Origin of the sequence: Klebsiella sp. GW_Kp181, from assembly GCF_040062315.1 — a bacterium.
GTDB classification, from domain to species: Bacteria; Pseudomonadota; Gammaproteobacteria; order Enterobacterales; family Enterobacteriaceae; genus Klebsiella; species Klebsiella oxytoca.
The window spans coordinates 248,088-268,958 of the sequence record NZ_JBEAFR010000001.1 but is presented as its reverse complement, the minus strand read 5'-3'; the positions used below and the strand labels follow the sequence as shown (position 1 = coordinate 268,958).

The following is a 20,871-nucleotide window of genomic DNA, read 5'->3' as shown; positions in this document are numbered from 1 at the left end:
CCCGCGCCCACCCAGTCGCATCGTTATCTCTTTTTTGGGACTTACGCCCTTGCTGCCTTTAAGCAAGCCGAATTATTACGGGGATAAGACTGCTCTCAGGCGCGATAAGTCCGTGTCACAATTCGAAATCCGCGTTCATCCGGCGGTCATTTTTTTCATAAATCTGTCATAAATCTGACGCATAATGGCCGCGCACTTCTATACTGATGGCTAAAAAATACAGGGTAAATAATGGCGAGAAGAATTCTGGTCGTTGAAGATGAAGCTCCAATCCGCGAGATGGTTTGCTTTGTTCTGGAGCAAAACGGCTTTCAGCCTGTCGAGGCGGAAGATTTTGACAGCGCGGTTAATCAGCTCAATGAACCCTGGCCGGATTTGATCCTCCTCGACTGGATGCTGCCGGGTGGGTCGGGTCTGCAGTTTATTAAACAGCTCAAGCGTGAAGCGATGACCCGCGATATTCCCGTGGTGATGCTCACCGCCCGCGGCGAAGAGGAAGATCGCGTCCGCGGTCTGGAGACCGGCGCCGATGACTACATCACTAAGCCGTTTTCCCCGAAAGAGCTGGTGGCGCGAATTAAAGCCGTGATGCGGCGCATTTCGCCGATGGCGGTGGAAGAGGTGATTGAAATGCAGGGGCTGAGCCTCGACCCCTCTTCGCATCGGGTCATGACCGGTGAAAATCCGCTGGATATGGGGCCGACGGAGTTTAAACTATTACACTTCTTTATGACCCACCCGGAACGGGTTTATAGCCGCGAACAGCTGCTGAATCACGTCTGGGGAACCAACGTTTATGTCGAAGACAGAACGGTAGACGTGCATATTCGCCGTCTGCGCAAAGCGCTGGAACATAGCGGCCATGACCGGATGGTACAAACGGTTCGCGGTACGGGATATCGTTTCTCCGCCCGATTCTGAATGTTGACAGGAGTGTGAACCGTGCTGGAACGGCTGTCATGGAAAAGGCTGGCGCTTGAGCTTTTCTTGTGTTGTATCCCGGCCCTGATCCTCGGGGCGTTTTTAGGTCATCTGCCGTGGTTTTTATTGGCGGCAGTGACCGGTCTTCTTATCTGGCATTTCTGGAATCTGATGCGCCTGTCATGGTGGCTGTGGGTTGACCGCAGCATGACGCCTCCGCCGGGTAGCGGCAGCTGGGAGCCGCTGCTGTACGGACTGCATCAAATGCAGATGCGTAATAAAAAGCGTCGCCGTGAGCTGGGCAACCTGATTAAGCGCTTTCGCAGCGGGGCGGAGTCTCTGCCGGATGCGGTAGTGCTGACCACCGAAGAAGGCGCGATGTTCTGGTGTAACGGCCTGGCGCAGCAGATCCTGAATCTGCGCTGGCCTGACGATAACGGGCAGAACATCCTTAACCTCTTGCGCTATCCTGAATTTGCCAATTACCTGAAATACAGGGATTTTTCTAAACCGCTCAACCTGGTACTGAATAACGGTCGCCATCTGGAGATTCGCGTGATGCCCTACAGCGATAAACAGCTGCTGATGGTTGCGCGCGATGTTACGCAGATGCACCAGCTGGAAGGGGCGCGGAGAAACTTTTTCGCTAACGTCAGCCATGAGCTGCGTACGCCGCTGACGGTGCTGCAGGGGTATCTGGAGATGATGCAGGAGCAGGTGCTGGAAGGGGGGACGCGCGAAAAAGCGTTGCACACCATGCGCGAGCAAACTCAGCGAATGGAAGGCCTGGTGAAACAATTGCTGACGCTGTCGCGAATCGAAGCCGCGCCGGTCCTGGCGATGAACGATAAAATCGATGTGCCGATGATGCTGCGGGTCGTTGAGCGCGAAGCGCAAACGCTAAGCCAGCAGAAACATGCGCTGCATTTTTCGGTTGATGAATCGCTGAAAGTGCTGGGTAATGAAGAACAGCTGCGCAGTGCGATTTCCAACCTGGTGTATAACGCGGTCAATCATACGCCGCCGGGAACGGATATTACCGTAAGCTGGCAGCGAGCGCCGCACGGGGCAATGTTCAGCGTCGAAGATAACGGGCCGGGCATCGCGCCGGAACATATACCGCGCCTGACCGAGCGTTTCTATCGGGTGGATAAAGCGCGCTCGAGACAGACCGGCGGCAGCGGTCTGGGGCTGGCGATTGTCAAACATGCGGTCAGCCATCACGATAGCCGCCTCGAAATTGAGAGTACGCTGGGTAAAGGCACCCGCTTTAGCTTCCTGTTACCGGAACGTTTAATTGCCAAAAATTGAACGCCTGCATGTGGGTGTCAGCATAACTTGCCAATGACCAGCTTCGGCTGGTCATTTTCGTTTGCAGTAAAATCGAAGTTGAGTAATTAACGAACGTTAGCTGCTTTTTTGTTCGCATGATAAGCCAGATGTTTTCCATCCATCAGGTAAATAATTCTACGCATTAAAATAGAGTCAGCATAATCATCTGCTTTTGCGATCCCTCCTTGCTTTAAAACGTTATAAGCGTTTAAATTGCCCCCCTACGGTCGCAGACAGACTGTTTTTGCGTGGTAATTCAAAAAACAATTCTTTTCCACGCCGCTTTGGGAGCATATCCCGCTGAGTTTACTGACAATGGCCGCTGTATCATCCCCAGGGGAAAGGCGCGGTATTTATCCGTTTTTACAACACCACATCCACAGGCTGTAATGAATTTATGACCCATCAGTTAAAATCTCGCGACATCATTGCGTTGGGCTTTATGACCTTCGCGCTGTTCGTCGGCGCAGGCAATATTATCTTTCCTCCGATGGTTGGCTTACAGGCCGGCGAACACGTCTGGACCGCGGCTATTGGCTTTCTGATTACCGCCGTGGGTCTGCCGGTGCTAACGGTTGTGGCGCTGGCGAAAGTCGGCGGCGGCGTAGAGAGCCTGAGCACGCCGATTGGTAAAGTTGCCGGTATCCTGCTGGCGGTGGTCTGCTACCTTGCCGTTGGGCCGCTGTTTGCGACTCCGCGTACCGCCACCGTCTCTTTTGAAGTGGGGATTGCTCCGCTGACCGGCGACGGCCCGCTGCCGCTGCTGATTTACAGCGTTATCTATTTTGCCCTGGTGATCCTCGTTTCGCTCTATCCGGGCAAGCTGCTGGACACCGTCGGGAATTTCCTCGCGCCGTTGAAAATCATCGCTCTGATTATTCTCGCCGTTGCGGCGATCGTCTGGCCAGCCGGTCCGCTGAGCCACGCGATGGAAGCCTACCGTACCGCGCCATTCTCCAACGGCTTCGTCAACGGCTATCTGACCATGGACACCCTTGGGGCGATGGTCTTTGGGATCGTGATTGTCAACGCGGCGCGTTCTCGCGGCGTGACTGAAGCCCGCCTGCTGACCCGTTACACTGTCTGGGCTGGCCTGATGGCCGGCGTGGGCCTGACGCTGCTGTATCTGGCGTTGTTCCGTTTAGGTTCCGATAGCGGCACGCTGGTGGAGCAGTCCGCTAACGGCGCGGCGATTCTGCACGCTTATGTCCAGCACACCTTCGGCGGCGCGGGGAGCTTCCTGCTGGCAGCGCTGATCTTCATCGCTTGCCTGGTGACGGCGGTAGGCCTGACCTGCGCCTGTGCGGAGTTTTTTGCCCAGTATCTGCCGTTCTCCTATCGTACGCTGGTCTTTATCCTTGGCCTGTTTTCGATGGCGGTTTCCAACCTTGGCCTGAGCCACCTGATTCAGATTTCGATTCCGGTGCTGACGGCTATCTATCCGCCGTGTATCGCACTCGTGGTATTAAGCTTTACCCGTAGTTGGTGGCATAATTCGTCCCGCGTTATTGCCCCGGCAATGTTTATCAGCCTGATGTTTGGTATCATTGACGGCATTAAAGCGTCGGCGTTTGCAGAGATTTTGCCATCCTGGACCGCGCGCCTGCCGCTGGCGGAGCAAGGGCTGGCGTGGCTGATGCCAACCGCCGTGATGGTGATTCTGGCCGTTATCTGGGATCGCGCAGCAGGGCGTCAGGTGGCCTCCAGCGCGCACTAACCGACGCTTTACACAGGTGTTTAACCACGGGACTTCAGGTCCCGTGGTTTTTTGTTTTTTTGGTCATCCTCCCCGGTGCTTTGCCCCCGCGAAGGCCAGAGGAGAAAAACGGCATGGAACATGATGGAAAGTAGTAACAAGCTTAAGCGCGGGCTAAGTACCCGGCATATTCGTTTTATGGCGCTGGGGTCGGCAATCGGTACCGGCCTTTTCTATGGTTCGGCTGACGCGATTAAAATGGCGGGGCCGAGCGTTCTGTTGGCTTATATTATCGGCGGCGTCGCGGCCTACATTATTATGCGCGCGCTGGGCGAAATGTCGGTACACAACCCGGCCGCCAGTTCGTTCTCGCGCTATGCCCAGGATTACCTTGGCCCGCTGGCGGGCTATATCACCGGCTGGACCTACTGTTTTGAAATCCTGATTGTCGCCATAGCCGACGTCACAGCCTTCGGCATCTATATGGGGGTCTGGTTCCCGGCGGTGCCGCACTGGATCTGGGTACTCAGCGTGGTGCTGATTATCTGCGCCGTCAACCTGATGAGCGTCAAGGTCTTCGGCGAGCTGGAGTTTTGGTTCTCCTTCTTCAAAGTCGCCACTATTATCATCATGATCCTCGCCGGTTTCGGCATCATTATCTGGGGGATCGGCAACGGCGGGCAGCCGACGGGTATCCACAACCTGTGGAGCAACGGCGGCTTCTTCAGCAACGGCTGGCTGGGGATGGTGATGTCGCTGCAGATGGTGATGTTCGCCTACGGTGGGATTGAAATCATCGGCATCACCGCCGGTGAAGCGAAAGATCCGGAGAAATCCATTCCGCGCGCCATTAACTCGGTGCCGATGCGTATCCTCGTGTTTTACGTCGGTACGCTGTTCGTGATTATGTCTATCTATCCGTGGAACCAGGTTGGAACTAACGGCAGTCCTTTCGTTCTGACCTTCCAGCATCTGGGTATTACCTTTGCCGCCAGCATCCTGAACTTTGTGGTGCTGACCGCTTCGCTGTCGGCGATTAACTCCGATGTCTTTGGCGTGGGGCGTATGCTGCACGGTATGGCGGAGCAGGGCAGCGCGCCGAAGATGTTTACCAAAACGTCCCGTCGCGGGGTGCCGTGGGTAACCGTGATGGTAATGACTATCGCGCTGCTGTTCGCCGTTTACCTTAACTACATTATGCCGGAGAACGTCTTTCTGGTGATCGCCTCCCTGGCGACATTCGCCACCGTCTGGGTGTGGATTATGATCCTGCTGTCGCAGATCGCCTTCCGTCGCCGTCTGCCGCCGGAAGAGGCGAAGGCGCTGAAGTTTAAGGTGCCAGGTGGAGTAATGACCACGGTGATTGGCCTGCTATTCCTGGTCTTTATTATCGGTCTGATTGGCTACCATCCTGACACGCGCATCTCGCTGTACGTGGGCTTTGCGTGGATTATTCTGTTACTGATTGGCTGGCAGTTTAAAACTCGCCGCGAGCGTAAGCTGGCGAAAGCCTAGTCCTTTTCGTTCTCTTCTTGCCGGATACGCACGGGCTATCCGGCAAGCCGTTCCTCCACCCCCGCCATCCTCCCCCAATAATTCTGCCGACGATGAGTCATACGCCAGTACGCTATGGCAAGGTGTGCCCATTCTGCAAAGAGAGGAATAATGATGTTGAAGGCATGGCACCTCCCGGTTGCTCCGTTTATTAAGGAGCAGCCGGAACGACTGATTATCACGCTATGGTTAAGCGGCGAGGATCTGCCGCCGCGGGTCACGCTACGCGCGGAAGAAGATAACGAGGAGCTGTCGCTGCCGATGCGCCGCCTGCGGCAGGAACCGCATCCGGGCGTGGTGGCGTGGCGCGGGGAAATCAGCCTCGTCAACGGGCTACCGCGTCGCCGCTACAGTTTCAAGCTGCTGTGGGCCGACCGCCAGCTGTGGTTCACACCGCAGGGGTTCAATCGCTTTCCGCCGGCGCGGCTGGAGCAGTTTGCGGTTGATATGCCGGACAGCGGGCCGCAGTGGGTGGCCGATCAGGTGTTTTACCAAATCTTCCCTGACCGCTTCGCCCGCAGCCAGTCACGCGACGCCGGGCAGGATAACGTATATTACCACCATGCCGCCGGTCACGATATCGTGCGCAAGGCGTGGGATGAGCCGCTAACCGGCGAGGCGGGCGGCTCCACCTTCTACGGCGGCAATCTCGATGGGATCAGCGAAAAACTGCCGTACCTGAAGCAGCTTGGCGTCACGGCGCTTTATCTGAACCCGGTATTTGTCGCTCCCAGCGTACATAAATACGATACCGAGGATTACCGTCGCGTTGACCCGCAGTTTGGCGGCGATGCGGCGCTGCTGCGCCTGCGTCACAACACGCAAAAAGAGGGGATACGCCTGATCCTTGACGGCGTGTTCAACCACAGCGGCGATTCGCATGCCTGGTTCGACCGCCATCAGCGCGGTAGCGGCGGCGCCTGCCACAACGCCGATTCGCCGTGGCGCGACTGGTATAATTTTTCTCCCGAGGGCATTGCCCACGATTGGCTGGGATATGCCAGTCTGCCTAAGCTCGACTACCGGTCGGCGACGCTGATCGATGAGATCTATGGTGGAGAAGATAGCGTGGTGCGCCACTGGCTGAAAGCGCCGTGGAGCATGGACGGCTGGCGTCTGGATGTCGTGCATATGCTCGGTGAAGACGGCGGGGCGCGTAATAACCTGCGCCATATCGCCGGCATTACCCAGGCAGCGAAGCAGGAGCGGCCGGAAGCCTTCGTGTTCGGGGAGCATTTCGGCGACGCGCGCCAGTGGCTACAGGCCGACGTGGAAGACTCGGCGATGAACTACCGCGGCTTTACCTTCCCGCTATGGGGCTTTCTCGCCAATACCGATATCTCCTACGACCCGCAGAAAATCGATGCGCAAACCTGCATGGCGTGGATGGACAACTATCGTGCCGGACTGTCGCATCAGCAGCAGCTGCGGATGTTCAACCAGCTTGATAGCCACGACACTGCGCGCTTTAAGTCTCTGTTGGGTAAAGATGTTGCGCGTCTGCCGTTGGCGGTGGTGTGGCTGTTCAGCTGGCCTGGGGTACCGTGCATCTACTACGGCGATGAAGTGGGCGTGGACGGCAATAACGATCCGTTCTGCCGTAAACCCTTCCCGTGGGATCCGGCTTTGCAGGATGGCGAACTGCTCGATCTGTACAAGCGCATGAGCAAACTGCGTAAGGCTAATCAGGCGCTACGCTACGGCGGCTGTCAGGTTATCTATGCCGAAGAGAACGTGGTGGTGTTCGTGCGAGTCTATAAGCAACAGCGTGTGCTGGTGGCGATTAACCGCGGCGCGGCCTGCGAGGTGGTGGTAGAAGATTCGCCGCTGCTGGACGTTCACGGCTGGCAGTTGAAAGAGGGCGCCGGTGAGCTGTACGAGAGCCTGCTAACGCTGCCGGCGATCTCCGCCAGCGTGTGGTTTAGCCGTTAGTCATAGAGCTGGCTCAGGCTCTCGCTCTGCAAAATGGCCTCGCGCCACCAGCGCTGGGCCAGTCCGTCATTACCGCTGCGCCAGGCCATATAGGTAATATCTTTCTCGCGGCACGAGATGACGGCCTTTTCGACCAGCTCGCCGCTTTCCAGCCACCGCCGGGCAATATGGCGCGGTAAAAAGCCGCAGCCCAGCCCGGCGCGTAAGAGTTCAACTTTACTGGCGAAATCATCCACGCGGATTTGCGGCTGTTCGTCGAGCAGGTTGCTGTTGAGCGGATGACAGTAGCGGGCGCTGTCGCTGATCACGACCGCGCGGTGCAGGCTGAGCTGCTTGTTGGTCAGCGGTTGGGTCGTTTGCGCCAGCGGGTGCCCCGGCGCGATGACGAAAATATTGTCCATGGCGCCGAGCATTTTCCACGACCACTCGGCGGAGGTTGGCGGTTCATTGATCGCCCCAAGAATAATATCCGCGCCGTTGTGGGTGAGCTCTTCCCACGAGCCCGCGAGGGTATGGTGGGTAAAGTTAAGCCGGGTTTGCGGGTGCTGGGCGTAGAAAGCATCGATCAGCGGCAGCAGCGCGCTAAACGGGAAAGAGTCATCCAGCGCGATAGCCAGATCCCGCTCCCAACCGGCGCTGAGCTGCACCGCCTGCTTTTCCAGATCCTTAGCGGCATTCAGCAGCAATCGCCCCTTCTCCAGCATCATTCTGCCCGTATCGGTAAATTTAGCCCGGTGGCCGGAGCGATCCAGCAGCGTGATATTCAGATCGTTTTCCAGCTTTTGGATCATGTAGCTCAGCGCCGCTGGGGTCTTAAATAGCGATTCGGCGGCGGTGGCAAAAGAGCCATGTTTGTCCAGCGCGTCGAGAATTAACAGGACATCAAGGTTCAGGCGCATGCGTCAGATTCCGGTAAAAATGAGTGCCCCCGTTTTACCGGAGCGCCCTGTTCAATTCCAGTGAATAATTTAGAACGGTTAACCGTAAAAATTTGATAAACATAATTTTGCTCGTTTTGTAATGGTTAATCTAATCGCCATAACTTTTCGCTTTGGAAATAAATTAGAAAAAAATCTTTAATAACTCGTTAGAAATTACTGACTATACTCACCATGCTTTATCAGTCAGGATCCAGACAGCTCAACGGCAACGGTAGTATCTTTTTAACTCATTGATTAACAGGATATGTTATGTCTATTCGTGAACTGATTGATCCCTCTAACTCGGCGCTTATTTTTATTGACCACCAGCCACAAATGGCTTTTGGCGTGGCAAATATTGACCGCCAGACCCTGAAAAATAATACGGTTGCTTTAGCCAAAGCAGGCAAAATTTTTAATGTCCCGGTAATTTATACTTCCGTCGAAACCAAAAGCTTCAGCGGCTATATCTGGCCGGAATTGCTGGCCGTCCATCCTGATGTGAAACCCATTGAACGTACCTCGATGAACTCCTGGGAAGACGCGGCTTTTGTTGAAGCGGTAAAGGCGACCGGACGCAAGAAACTGATTATTTCTGCTCTGTGGACTGAAGTCTGCCTGACGTTCCCGGCACTGATGGCGCTGGATGCGGGCTATGAAGTTTACGTGGTGACCGATACCTCCGGCGGCACCTCGGTTGATGCCCACGAACGCTCCATTGACCGTATGGTGCAGGCCGGTGCGGTGCCGGTGACCTGGCAGCAGGTGCTGCTTGAGTACCAGCGCGACTGGTCGCGTAAAGAGACCTATGACGCGGTGATGGATCTAGTGCGCGAGCATAGCGGCGCTTACGGCATGGGCGTGGATTACGCTTATACGATGGTGCATGGCGCGCCAGAGCGTAAAGCTTAAATACACTTCATCCTTCAAGCTGCCTCTTTGTTGGCTTCGTTTGCCCGCCCCGGTCACTGACTCATGTCAGCTCCCGGGGACGAACAACCTTGCCGCCTCGACGCAGCATGAATGATTTTGTGCATTGTTGTTTATGGCTAATGGCGGGGATATCCCGCCATTCCCCTGAAGCAAGGAACTCTTAATGGCGCAGCAGAAATCGGTGACCCTGGTTATCAGTCATGTGCTCGACCCGGAGCATGGCCAACGGTATGAAGCGTGGCTGGGCAAAATTATGCCGATTGCGGCTGAATTTCCCGGTCATCTTGGCGCAAACGTGATTCGCCCGGCTCCCGGGCAGAATTTATGGAGCATTATCATTCGCTTCGACACCATTGAGCATCTTTACGCCTGGACCCAGTCGGAAACCCGCCGCGAACTGGTGGCGGAAATCGCACCGCTGCTGAGCGAAGGCGATCGCACCGAAGTCCGGACTGAACCGGCCTTCTGGTTTACGCCGCCTGCGGCGAACGTGCGCCAGCCGCGACGCTGGAAGCAATTTTTAATCACCCTGCTGGTGATTTTCCCCAGTACTAACCTGGTGCCGTCGATAACCGGAATGCTGTTGCCCTCGCTGAAGGGAAGCCTGCTACTGCACCTCATCAATGATGCCTGTGTGGTCGCGCTGGTGGTCTGGTTCTGGATGCCCATCGTGACCCGTCTGTTTGCTGGCTGGTTAAAGAAAAACTGAGCCAGCCTCCTGTAGGAGAACGTTATGTCGCAAACTGCCACACTGATCCTGACCCACGGTCGGGTTCATACTCTCGATCGTCAAAACCCCCTGGCCGATGCGGTGGCGATCGCTGACGGTAAAATCCTCGCCGCCGGTAGCCACGATCGGATCATGAGCTTTGCCGCGGAAGGGACGCAAATTATCGATCTTAAAGGTCATACGGTGATCCCCGGTCTTAACGACTCCCACCTGCACCTGATCCGCGGCGGTCTGAACTACAACCTGGAGCTACGCTGGGAGGGGGTTCCCTCGCTGGCGGATGCGCTGCGGATGCTGAAAGATCAGGCCGATCGCACACCGTCGCCGCAGTGGGTGCGGGTGGTCGGCGGCTGGAGCGAATTTCAGTTCGCCGAACGGCGGATGCCGACGCTCGAGGAGCTTAACGATGCGGCGCCGGATACCCCGGTATTTGTCCTGCACCTGTACGATCGCGCGCTGCTGAACCGCGCGGCGCTGAAGGCGGTGGGCTACACCAAAGAGACGCCGGATCCGGCGGGCGGCGAGATCGTTCGCGACGGCAACGGTAATCCTACCGGCATGTTGATTGCCAAACCCAACGCGATGATCCTCTACTCAACGCTGGCCAAAGGGCCGAAGCTACCGCTGGAACTGCAGGTCAACTCAACGCGCCAGTTTATGCGCGAGCTGAATCGTCTGGGGCTAACCAGCGCTATCGATGCCGGAGGCGGTTTCCAGAACTACCCGGAAGATTATGAAATTATTGAACAGCTGCACGCCAAAGAGCAGATGACCGTGCGGATCGCCTATAACCTGTTTACCCAGCGACCTAAGCAGGAGCTGGAAGATTTTGAGCGCTGGACCGATATGCTCAAGCCGGGACAGGGCACCGACTTTTACCGCGCCAACGGCGCCGGGGAGATGCTGGTTTTCTCGGCGGCGGATTTTGAAGATTTCCTGCAGCCGCGTCCGGACCTCCCGGAGGGAATGGAAGATGAGCTGGAGCGGGTGGTGCGCCACCTGGTAGAGCACCGCTGGCCGTTTCGCCTGCACGCCACCTACGATCAATCCATCAGCCGGATGCTCGACGTCTTCGAGAAGGTAAATCGCGAAATTCCGTTCAATGGTCTGCACTGGTTCTTCGATCATGCGGAAACCATCACCGAACGCAATATCGAACGCGTCAAAGCGCTGGGCGGCGGCATAGCGGTTCAGCACCGTATGGCTTTCCAGGGCGAATATTTTGTCGACCGCTACGGTAAAGATGCGGTCAAACATACGCCGCCGGTGGCGAAAATGCTCGAGCTGGACGTTCCGGTAGGGCTGGGGACGGATGCTACCCGCGTGGCGAGCTACAATCCGTGGACCGCGCTCTACTGGCTGGTTTCCGGACGTACCGTCGGCGGAATGGCGATGTACGACGACAGCAACCGCCTGCCGCGCGACGTGGCGCTGGAGCTGTGGACGGCGGGAAGCGCGTGGTTCTCAAGCGAGCAGGGTAAGAAAGGGCGCATTGAACAAGGCCAGCTTGCCGATCTGGTGGTGCTGTCGAAAGACTATTTCAGCGTCGCGGAAGAGGAAATTAAGGGGATCGAGTCGGTACTGACGGTCGTTGACGGCAAGGTGGTGTACGCCGCCGGACACTTTTCGCCGCTGGCGCCGCCGCCCATTCCGGTGCTGCCAGAGTGGTCACCGGTGGTGAAGGTGCCGGGTCATTACCGTTCCGCGCCGCCGACCGCCGCGAAAATCGGCGCGATAGTTCAGATGCACCAGTGCTGCGGCAGCTGCGGCGTACACGGGCATCAGCATGATATTGCGCGCCAGTCGGCGATTCCGGTTGCCGATGAGCAGGCGTTCTGGGGCGTACTCGGCTGCTCCTGCTTTGCGTTTTAGCACCAGCTCAACCCGCCCCGGTATTGTCCGGCGGCGGGTTCCCTTCCTGACGAAAGCGCTTGTCTTTCCGTTTTTTAATAGCGGTTCTGTGAACCAAAAAGCGCGATGCGCCGCGCAATCATTTCGCGTACTGGTTTCAGTCCCTGATTAATCACTTTGCGCGGGTCGTTCACGTCATGACCGGTATCGGCGGCAAACAGGGCTTTCACCTCCTGACACCAGGCGTACATATTTTCGGTATTGACGTTGATTTTGGCCGTACCGCAGGCGATGGCTTTACGCATGTCGTCATCGGCAATACCGGTACCGCCGTGCAGGACCAGCGGAACATTGACTCGCTCAGAAATGGCTTTCATCTCCGTAAAACCCAGTTTGGCTTTGCCTTTATACAGTCCATGGGTCGAACCCAGCGCCGCCGCCAGGCAGTCAACCTGAGTTTCTTTCACCAGGGTGTAGCACTCCTCAGGGTCGGCGTAGATGACCGCCGAATTGACGATGCCATCTTCGCTTCCGGCAATCGTCCCCAGCTCCGCCTCGACGGAGACGCCTTTGCTGTGCGCCAGCGCAACCAGATGGCGAGTGATGGCGAGGTTTTCGCTGAACGGCAGATGCGAGCCGTCAAACATAATGGAGCTGAATCCGGCCTCGATAGCCGCCTCGCAGGCCTCGCGGGTGGTACCGTGGTCCAGATGCAAAGCCACCGGAATATCAATATGTAAATAATCCATGGCATTGACCACGATGTCATGAATACATTTTAATCCCAGCATATGTTTCACCGTACCGCCGGAAACGCCTAAAATAATTGGCGAGCGCAGCTGTTGTCCGGTACTTAATACAGCGCCGACCCACTCAAGATTATTAATATTGAATTGCCCTACGGCATAACCGTCCCGTAGGGCATGCTGAAGCATGTCCTTCATAGAAACTAACATAGTCACCTCGTGTTATTAATTAATAGTAATCATTCATCAAAATATTGCTTTAAGTTTCTTTCATAGCTATTTAAAGAATTGTGAACGACGGCAAGATCCGGCATCGATTCACGTACACCTTTTTTCTCAATAGAAATAGCGGCGGTGAGGCTGGCGAATAAAATAATATTGTCAATGTGCCAGGAGTAGTGAACGCCGTAGGTAAAAGCGCCATGGAATACGTCTCCCGCGCCGGTGGTATCAACAGCATTGCACAGCCAGGAGGGAACTATTTGCAGCATCCCGCTCTTTAAAAATGCGCAGCCTTTTTCACCAAGGGTAATAAAGGCTTCGCCGCGGCAAATTTTATTAAGCTCAATGAGCGCCGCCTTAATTTCTGCTTCTGTACTCAGGGCGCGATATCCCATATAGTCTCGGGCAAAATGTTCACTGACCACAAAATAATCGGTCCAGGCCGCCAGCTTAATATTACTGGCGCGTAGTGAGCCGCCATCCATGACTACCCGAGCGTTTGGCAGTTTCTTAATTAAATACTCGCTGATCTCGGCTTCATGGCCATCCACTAATAGCGTTACCGGTTCTTCAGCGGCGATGAGCCGTTCGGCTAAATCATCGAGCTTGAGCTTCTGATCGTAGGTCAGCGACGGCGGCGTCTGCATTTTACGGGTGATGATCGTCCGCGAACCCGTCAGGCGATTGACCAGCACCGAAGCCAGGGGGGTGATCATTTCATCAGAAAAGACCACCTGACTGGTATCAACGCCCGCTTCGGCAAATTCAGCAATAATTCGCTGGCCGTAAAGATCCTGATTCAGATGGCCGATGTAATAGACATCCTCCCCCCATAGCCCCAACAGCCATGCCGCATTCGCTGCCGGCCCGCCACCGCTTTCAATAAAGTCGTGACAGAAATTTTTGGTATTCTCCTGCGGCCATTCATTTAAAAAGAAAAACTGATCAAAACATGAAAACCCGATGGACAAGATAGCCATAACCACTCCTGATTATTTTGTCAGCTGCGGGAAGAGAGGTTCCTTCCCGCAGGGAAAAATGAAACCGCTTATTCATTTTTCTTATCCGCAGTGAGCTCCTCATAGCTGAGCGTGTCACCGACCACGCGAACTGAACGAAAGCAGAATGGCACCAGCAGTGCGACGATCAGTGCCAGACAAATCAAATAGATAGTAATCTGGCCAAACTGGGTGAAAGCGTTGCCGATGATGATGCCCCAAACCGCGAAGTCGAAGTCGGCGAAGGTGCTATTTTCAAAGCCCAGATTACCCAGAGCCGGCAGCAGCATCGCCGGAAGGAAAGCAAGGAAGATACCGCCGATAAATGAGGCGATGATGCAGCCGCGTTTACCGCCCAGCTTATCGGCGAAAACACCGGAGGTGCCGCCGCAGAAGAAGTGCGGCACCATGCCCGGGATAATCAGCGCCATACCCAATCCGCCAAGAAAAAGCATGCCGACCAGTCCGCCAATGAACGAGCTGATAAAGCCGACGACGACCGCGGTCGGGCTAAAGGTGAAGAATACCGCGCAGTCAACGGCGGGGATGGAGTTGGGGATCAGCTTCTGGCTAATTCCCTGGAACGCCGGTACCAGATCGCCGAGGATCAGCCGCACGCCGTTGTAGACGATAGCGACGCCAACCGCAAACTGCAGGCCGGTCAGGACAGAGAAGATCAGCATATTTTGATCCGTAATGGTGCTGAGATACTCGCTACCGGCGACGGCGCTGCATACAAAGTAGATGACGAACATGACGATCCCGGTGGTGACCGTGGTATCGCGCAGAAAGCCCCATTTCTCTGAGATTTCGGTATCGGCGAACGAGTTCGCCGGGTTGCCGGTTTTGGTGGCGATCCACGCTGAAATGTAGTAGCCCAGAGAACCAAAATGTCCCATCGCAATACCGCCATCTTCGGTGACCTGCTTGGTATAGCGCTGGCCAATGGCCGGAGAAATCGCCGACCATGAGCCGAGCAGGAATCCGCCGATGAGCACCAGCATCCAGCCGCGGAATTCCGCCGCCTGTAGCACCGCTGAGAACAGACAGGCGAGGAAGAAAGAGTGATGGCCGGTAAGGAAGATATATTTATACTTAGTGCAGCGGGCAATAAGCAGGTTAAAAATAAAACCTAACAGTAGAATACTCATGGTTTCTACGCCCAGCACCTTCTGGGCGACGGAGACAATGGCCTCGTTGTTAGGAATAACGCCACGGATATTAAACCCGGCTTCGATAATCCCACCCAGCGGATTGAGGTTAGCAACGATAACCCCTGCGCCGGCGCTTAGCATTAAATAGCCCAGGATAGGCTTTAAGGTGCCGGTGAGTAATTTATTTCCGGGGGAGCGCAGCGCCACTAAACCGACAAATGCGATAATCCCCATCAGAAATGCGGGTTGACTAAATATTTCCGATAAGAAACTAAGAATAGCCTGCATGATCGTTCCCTCAATAATGATTAAGAGTGAGTCGCAGCAATTTTGGTGAGTGCTTCGGTAATATCCTCGGCGATTTTCGCTTTATGCACATAGCTGCGAATAATGGCGACATTACAATGCGCAGGAAATTGGTTTGCCAGCTCTTTAATTGTGACGTAAAGGTCAGCTTTTTCTCCAACAGCGTTGGCAAAATCAACGGAGGCGACGTCGGCTTTAATACCCAATTCATCACAGATCTTTTTGACATTATTCGCAGCCATTAATGAACTGCCAATACCGTTACCACAAACTGTTCTGATAACTAACATAATGACTACTCCATTTGTTGTTGGATGAAATGTAATACTGAATCGATATCATTGGCCTGCTGAAGGAAGGTCACAATGTCGGACTCAATCAGCGAGGCTATTAGCTGAATCATTTTTATGTGGCTATCGGCATCCGCGCCGGCGATGGCGATGATGACGTTAACCGGATCAAACTCCTCATGGCCAAAGACGATTGGCTGCCTGCTGGTGACTAAAGAGAAGCCCGTGCGCAAGGCGCCTTTTTCTGGCCGGGCATGAGGTATCGCCAGGCCGTAGTCGATAACAATGGCGGGACCAAAATCCTGATAGACCTCGACCATTTCATTCACATATTCCGGATGACATATATTTTGTTGAGTCAGCAGCTTTCCGGCGAATTCGATACCCTGTACGGCGTTGGAAATATCCTGCTTAAGCGCAACCAGTTCAGCGTTAAAAATAATATCCATCATCCAATCCTTACTGGGTTCATATTCTTGAACTCGATCATGACCAAATATATCAATAAAAATTATGGGTTAGATCACAGATGGATTTTTAAATATTGAAGTAGATCACACTGACGGCAAAAGTGAATTACTTTATCGGTTCTGAGGTTTTTTATTATCTTGTTTAATATCAATTGGTTGTGTTTTTTCTTTTTGCCGGTAAGAAAATGGGAGCAGGAGCCAATGGTTAAATCGCTGAATTTTAAATGAAGAAATGTAATACTCATCACAAATATTGGGCGGTTTTTTTTACAAAGTTTGAACGAGATAGCAAAAAAGGCCCTGACGGAGGATCTTACTTATTCGTGACATCAATATTTGTATGCTGATGAGTTAAAAAGCTGTGGCGAGTGGGTAACTCCAGGCGGTAAAAACAAAAAAGGCCCGCATCTGCGAGCCTTTTACTGAACGTTTGCCGATTACAGGCTGGAAACGTTCTCGGACAGGTATTTAGCCACGCCTTCCGGAGAAGCGGCCATCCCTTCTTTTCCTTTTTCCCACTGCGCCGGGCAAACTTCGCCGTGCTCTTCGTGGAACTGCAGCGCGTCAACCATGCGCAGCATTTCGTCGATGTTACGGCCCAGCGGCAGGTCGTTAACGACCTGGTGGCGAACAACGCCGTTGGCATCGATCAGGAAGGAACCGCGCAGGGCAACGCCTTCGTCCGGGTGCTCGATACCGTACGCTTTCTGGATTTCGCGTTTGATGTCCGCAACCATCGCGTATTTCACCGGGCCGATGCCGCCCTGGTCCACTGGAGTATTACGCCATGCGTTATGGACGAACTCGGAGTCAAAAGAAACGCCAACCACTTCGACGCCGCGTTTCTGGAATTCTTCGTAGCGTTTGTCAAAAGCGATCAGTTCGGACGGGCAAACGAAGGTGAAGTCCATCGGCCAGAAGAACAGAACGGTCGCTTTACCGCTGGTGTGCTGTTTGAAGTTGAATTTCTCAACGATTTCGCCGTTACCTAAAACTGCTGCCGCGGTGAAGTCCGGAGCCTGACGAGTAACCAGAACCATATGATTCTCCTGTTAATACTAAGGTTAATTGGAACGCAACGCGGGCAAGTATAGGGAGAGGGGCGGGGGAACTCAACGCGACGCTGACAATCGCTGAGATAGTTTTTGCCTATCAATCGTTATTTAAAAGCGCTTTTCAGAATAGCCTTTTCCGCCAAAAGCGCAATCATTTATAGTTCGCGTTTTTCCGCCTGCGTCATCATCTGCGGATAAAAGCGCCAGAACTGCCGCTCAAGGCGATCGTAGTGGGTATCCAGATCCTGCCAGGAGTCGCGCAGGGCATCGAGTCGCGGGCGGCGGCTGGCCATCCCGTTCAGCACGCGCTGAATAAAATCCATATCCCGGTAACGTTCAAGCCAGCGCTCCGACCACAGATAGTCATTGAGATTGATAAAGCGCGGCGGGGAGGCTGGGAGGATCGGCGTGACCTGGGCGTGAGCGTAGCGGACAAACTCCGGCAGCGGCAGTTCCGGCGACAGCTGCGCCCAGTGGCGTGACAAAAAATGGTCCCACATCACATCCAGCGTAATGGGGGCAACCCGGCGCGTTTCGGCGCGGAACCACGCTTTGGCTTCGGTGACTTCCGGCAGGTTATCGGTCAGCACATCGATCCGGCGGTGCATAAAGATGCCCTCCACGACGTCAGCCGGCCACTCATCAGCGGGGTTGCCGCGAACGAAATCGGCCAGCAAATTGCCGGAAAGGGAGCTATCGGCGAGATGAGCAAGATGCAGGTGCGCGAGAAAATTCATATAAACTTCATCCTTCAAACTGCCTCTTTGTTGGCTGCTGAGTTACTCGTCTCATCCATGAGACTGGCCCTTACGGGCCGCCGCTGCGCGGCGTTCAAATCTGTTCCTGACAGACTTGTCACTCACTCAGTTGCTGTTTCGATGCATCTTGAATGATTTTGTGTATAGATTATGTTATTCATCCCGAGGGGTAAAGGTTGCAGGGATAACCTCACGGCACTAGACTACCCGCCTCTTTATTAAGTCTGAGTTACCGTCATGCGCGTTGCCGATTTTTCCTTTGAATTACCTGAATCCCTGATTGCCCACTATCCGATGCCTGAGCGCAGCAGCTGCCGCTTGCTGTCTTTAGACGGGCCGACAGGCGCGCTGACGCACGGTACTTTCACTGATTTACTCGATAAGCTCAACCCTGGCGATCTGCTGGTATTTAATAATACCCGCGTGATCCCGGCCCGTCTGTTTGGCCGTAAAGCCAGCGGCGGCAAGATTGAAGTGCTGGTTGAGCGCATGCTCGATGATAAGCGTATTCTGGCACATATTCGCGCTTCGAAAGCGCCGAAACCGGGCGCAGAACTGCTGCTCGGCGACGATGAAAGTATTAAAGCGACCATGGTTGCACGTCACGACGCGCTGTTTGAAGTTGAGTTCGATGACGCGCGCAGCGTGCTGGATATTCTCAACGCTATCGGCCATATGCCGCTGCCGCCGTATATCGATCGTCCTGACGAAGACGCCGACCGCGAGCTGTATCAGACCGTCTATAGCGCAAAACCGGGCGCCGTTGCCGCGCCAACCGCCGGCCTGCACTTTGATGAGCCCCTGCTGGCGAAGCTTCGTGAAAAAGGCGTGGAGATGGCCTTCGTCACGCTGCACGTTGGGGCCGGAACCTTCCAGCCGGTGCGCGTAGACAGCATTGAAGATCACATCATGCACTCTGAATATGCCGAAGTGCCGCAGGAGGTGGTCGATGCGGTGCTGGCGGCAAAAGCGCGCGGCAACCGGGTGATTGCCGTCGGGACGACGTCGGTGCGTTCGCTGGAAAGCGCGGCGCAGGCGGCAAAAAACGACCTGATTGAGCCTTTCTTCAACGATACGCAGATTTTCATCTACCCGGGCTATCAGTACAAAGTCATCGATGCGCTGGTGACCAACTTCCATCTGCCTGAATCGACGCTGATTATGCTGGTCTCTGCTTTTGCCGGCTATCAGCATACGATGAACGCCTATAAGGCTGCGGTAGAACAAAAATATCGCTTTTTTAGCTACGGTGACGCGATGTTTATCACGTACAATCCGCAGGCTATTTTTGAGCGTCCCTAAGAAGGCGATCTCACTCGCCATTTTGACGCCAGGCAGTAATCGCCATTCTCACGGACATGGCGTACGCTCCGGTGGCTGTGCGCTGAGCGATTGCAAACTGGCTGCGCCGATGACGCCTTCAGGAATTTATTAGCTATGGAATCATTCCGTAGCGAATCGTTAAACGTCAGACTGTTTTTCTGACGCAGGAGTGATAATGAAATTTGAGTTAGATACTACCGATGGTCGCGCGCGTCGCGGCCGTCTTGTGTTTGAGCGCGGCGTCGTTGAAACGCCAGCCTTTATGCCGGTTGGCACCTACGGCACCGTAAAAGGGATGACGCCGGAGGAAGTCGAAGCGACCGGCGCGCAAATCATCCTCGGTAATACTTTCCATCTGTGGCTGCGTCCTGGTCAGGAGATCATGAAGCTGCACGGCGATCTGCACGACTTTATGCAGTGGAAAGGGCCGATCCTCACCGACTCCGGCGGCTTCCAGGTCTTCAGCCTTGGCGATATTCGCAAAATCACCGAGCAGGGCGTGCACTTCCGTAACCCGATCAACGGCGATCCGATTTTCCTCGATCCGGAAAAATCAATGGAGATTCAGTACGATCTCGGCTCCGACATCGTGATGATCTTCGACGAATGTACGCCATATCCGGCGGACTGGGACTACGCTAAGCGCTCAATGGAAATGTCCCTGCGCTGGGCGAAGCGCAGCCGCGACCGTTTTGACGGCCTCGGCAACAAAAACGCGCTGTTTGGTATCATTCAGGGCAGCGTTTACGAAGATTTACGTGATATCTCTGTTAAAGGTCTGGTAGAGATTGGCTTTGATGGCTACGCTGTCGGCGGTTTGGCTGTCGGTGAGCCGAAGGCAGATATGCATCGTATTCTGGAGCACGTCTGCCCGCAAATCCCGGCCGACAAACCGCGATACCTGATGGGCGTCGGTAAGCCGGAAGATTTGGTCGAAGGGGTGCGCCGCGGGATCGATATGTTCGACTGCGTCATGCCGACGCGCAACGCGCGCAACGGCCACCTGTTCGTCACCGACGGCGTGGTGAAAATCCGCAACGCGAAGCATAAGAGCGATACTTCGCCGCTGGATGCGGAGTGCGATTGCTACACGTGTCGCAACTATTCACGCGCTTACTTGCATCATCTCGACCGTTGCAACGAAATATTGGGCGCGCGTCTCAATACCATTCATAACCTGCGATACTATCAGCGCTTAATGGCTGGTTTACGCAAGGCTATCGAAGAGGGTAAATTAGAGAGCTTCGTGACCGATTTTTACCAACGTCAGGGTCGAACCGTTCCACCTTTGAACGTTGACTAATTTTAATAATGAGGGAATTTCAATGAGCTTTTTTATTTCTGATGCGGTAGCAGCAACCGGTGGCGCGGCGCAGGGCAGTCCGATGTCTCTGATCCTGATGCTGGTGGTGTTTGGTCTGATTTTTTACTTCATGATCCTGCGTCCACAGCAGAAACGCACCAAAGAACATAAAAACCTGATGAACTCCATCGCTAAAGGCGATGAAGTGCTGACGAACGGTGGCCTGGTTGGGCGCGTCACTAAAGTTGCCGAAAGCGGATACATCGCTATCGCACTGAACGACACCACTGAAGTGGTTATCAAACGTGACTTCGTAGCTGCCGTTCTGCCGAAAGGCACCATGAAGGCGCTGTAATTACCCATTTTCCCTAAGGGAA

Annotated in this window: 19 protein-coding genes; 11 read left to right on the top strand and 8 right to left on the bottom strand. The window is 54.6% G+C overall.

Annotated elements, in window-relative coordinates:
• Nucleotides 1-231 precede the first annotated feature (231 nt).
• The 5 genes from phoB (at nucleotide 232) to malZ (ending at nucleotide 7,435) form a co-directional block, all read left to right on the top strand.
• Nucleotides 232-921 carry a phosphate response regulator transcription factor PhoB gene (gene phoB, locus ABLV11_RS01335; protein WP_004099401.1) on the top strand — a complete coding sequence of 230 codons (690 nt, stop codon included), beginning with the start codon at nucleotides 232-234 and terminating at the stop codon, nucleotides 919-921.
• Nucleotides 922-942: 21 nt separating this feature from the next.
• A complete protein-coding gene (phoR, locus tag ABLV11_RS01330) occupies nucleotides 943-2,232 on the top strand; it encodes a phosphate regulon sensor histidine kinase PhoR (RefSeq protein ID WP_004099402.1) in 1,290 nt (429 codons plus the stop codon).
• Nucleotides 2,233-2,650: 418 nt separating this feature from the next.
• Nucleotides 2,651-3,970, top strand: coding sequence for a branched-chain amino acid transporter carrier protein BrnQ (brnQ, locus tag ABLV11_RS01325; protein ID WP_004099403.1), 1,320 nt, complete (start codon nucleotides 2,651-2,653; stop codon nucleotides 3,968-3,970).
• Nucleotides 3,971-4,093: 123 nt separating this feature from the next.
• Nucleotides 4,094-5,464, top strand: coding sequence for a proline-specific permease ProY (gene proY, locus ABLV11_RS01320; protein WP_126489689.1), 1,371 nt, complete (start codon nucleotides 4,094-4,096; stop codon nucleotides 5,462-5,464).
• A 153-nt stretch (nucleotides 5,465-5,617) separates the two neighbouring features.
• A complete protein-coding gene (malZ, locus tag ABLV11_RS01315) occupies nucleotides 5,618-7,435 on the top strand; it encodes a maltodextrin glucosidase (RefSeq protein WP_224329858.1) in 1,818 nt (605 codons plus the stop codon).
• On the opposite strand, the gene ABLV11_RS01310 is transcribed toward malZ, so the two are convergent.
• The gene (locus ABLV11_RS01310; RefSeq protein ID WP_004099406.1) at nucleotides 7,432-8,334 is read right to left on the bottom strand and encodes a LysR family transcriptional regulator; all 903 of its coding nucleotides are present in this window, start codon (nucleotides 8,332-8,334) and stop codon (nucleotides 7,432-7,434) included. The two genes, malZ and ABLV11_RS01310, sit on opposite strands and share 4 nt — an antisense overlap.
• A gap of 291 nt (nucleotides 8,335-8,625) precedes the next feature.
• Between ABLV11_RS01310 and ABLV11_RS01305 the strand changes: the two genes are divergently transcribed.
• The 3 genes from ABLV11_RS01305 to ABLV11_RS01295 all read left to right on the top strand — a co-directional run bounded on the left by ABLV11_RS01305 (nucleotide 8,626) and on the right by ABLV11_RS01295 (nucleotide 11,890).
• Entirely contained in the window at nucleotides 8,626-9,267 is a 642-nt protein-coding gene (locus ABLV11_RS01305; protein ID WP_004099407.1) for a hydrolase, read from the top strand.
• A 184-nt stretch (nucleotides 9,268-9,451) separates the two neighbouring features.
• Nucleotides 9,452-9,997, top strand: coding sequence for an antibiotic biosynthesis monooxygenase (locus tag ABLV11_RS01300; RefSeq protein ID WP_004099408.1), 546 nt, complete (start codon nucleotides 9,452-9,454; stop codon nucleotides 9,995-9,997).
• Between the two features lie 24 nt (nucleotides 9,998-10,021).
• Nucleotides 10,022-11,890 (top strand): amidohydrolase, encoded by a 1,869-nt coding sequence (locus ABLV11_RS01295; protein ID WP_004110974.1) that lies wholly within the window; start codon nucleotides 10,022-10,024, stop codon nucleotides 11,888-11,890.
• A gap of 74 nt (nucleotides 11,891-11,964) precedes the next feature.
• Here ABLV11_RS01295 and fba read toward each other — a convergent pair whose 3' ends face one another.
• The 7 genes from fba to acpH form a co-directional block, all read right to left on the bottom strand.
• Nucleotides 11,965-12,825 (bottom strand): class II fructose-1,6-bisphosphate aldolase, encoded by an 861-nt coding sequence (gene fba / locus ABLV11_RS01290; protein ID WP_224329855.1) that lies wholly within the window; start codon nucleotides 12,823-12,825, stop codon nucleotides 11,965-11,967.
• A gap of 29 nt (nucleotides 12,826-12,854) precedes the next feature.
• Nucleotides 12,855-13,817 carry a PfkB family carbohydrate kinase gene (locus ABLV11_RS01285; RefSeq protein ID WP_004099413.1) on the bottom strand — a complete coding sequence of 321 codons (963 nt, stop codon included), beginning with the start codon at nucleotides 13,815-13,817 and terminating at the stop codon, nucleotides 12,855-12,857.
• Between the two features lie 68 nt (nucleotides 13,818-13,885).
• Nucleotides 13,886-15,277 (bottom strand): PTS ascorbate transporter subunit IIC, encoded by a 1,392-nt coding sequence (locus ABLV11_RS01280; RefSeq protein ID WP_004099414.1) that lies wholly within the window; start codon nucleotides 15,275-15,277, stop codon nucleotides 13,886-13,888.
• Between the two features lie 20 nt (nucleotides 15,278-15,297).
• Nucleotides 15,298-15,585: a PTS sugar transporter subunit IIB gene (locus ABLV11_RS01275; protein WP_004099415.1), complete on the bottom strand. Its 288-nt coding sequence runs from the start codon at nucleotides 15,583-15,585 to the stop codon at nucleotides 15,298-15,300.
• A gap of 5 nt (nucleotides 15,586-15,590) precedes the next feature.
• Entirely contained in the window at nucleotides 15,591-16,034 is a 444-nt protein-coding gene (locus ABLV11_RS01270; protein ID WP_126489690.1) for a PTS sugar transporter subunit IIA, read from the bottom strand.
• 458 nt (nucleotides 16,035-16,492) lie between these two features.
• Nucleotides 16,493-17,095 carry a peroxiredoxin gene (locus tag ABLV11_RS01265; protein WP_348855119.1) on the bottom strand — a complete coding sequence of 201 codons (603 nt, stop codon included), beginning with the start codon at nucleotides 17,093-17,095 and terminating at the stop codon, nucleotides 16,493-16,495.
• Between the two features lie 170 nt (nucleotides 17,096-17,265).
• Nucleotides 17,266-17,847, bottom strand: coding sequence for an ACP phosphodiesterase (gene acpH, locus ABLV11_RS01260; protein ID WP_023320426.1), 582 nt, complete (start codon nucleotides 17,845-17,847; stop codon nucleotides 17,266-17,268).
• A gap of 258 nt (nucleotides 17,848-18,105) precedes the next feature.
• Between acpH and queA the strand changes: the two genes are divergently transcribed.
• From queA to yajC, 3 genes are all read left to right on the top strand, one after another.
• Nucleotides 18,106-19,170 (top strand): tRNA preQ1(34) S-adenosylmethionine ribosyltransferase-isomerase QueA, encoded by a 1,065-nt coding sequence (gene queA / locus ABLV11_RS01255; RefSeq protein WP_004110978.1) that lies wholly within the window; start codon nucleotides 18,106-18,108, stop codon nucleotides 19,168-19,170.
• Nucleotides 19,171-19,366: 196 nt separating this feature from the next.
• Nucleotides 19,367-20,494 (top strand): tRNA guanosine(34) transglycosylase Tgt, encoded by a 1,128-nt coding sequence (gene tgt / locus ABLV11_RS01250; RefSeq protein WP_004099421.1) that lies wholly within the window; start codon nucleotides 19,367-19,369, stop codon nucleotides 20,492-20,494.
• A 22-nt stretch (nucleotides 20,495-20,516) separates the two neighbouring features.
• Entirely contained in the window at nucleotides 20,517-20,849 is a 333-nt protein-coding gene (gene yajC / locus ABLV11_RS01245) for a preprotein translocase subunit YajC (RefSeq protein ID WP_004099423.1), read from the top strand.
• Nucleotides 20,850-20,871 lie beyond the last annotated feature (22 nt).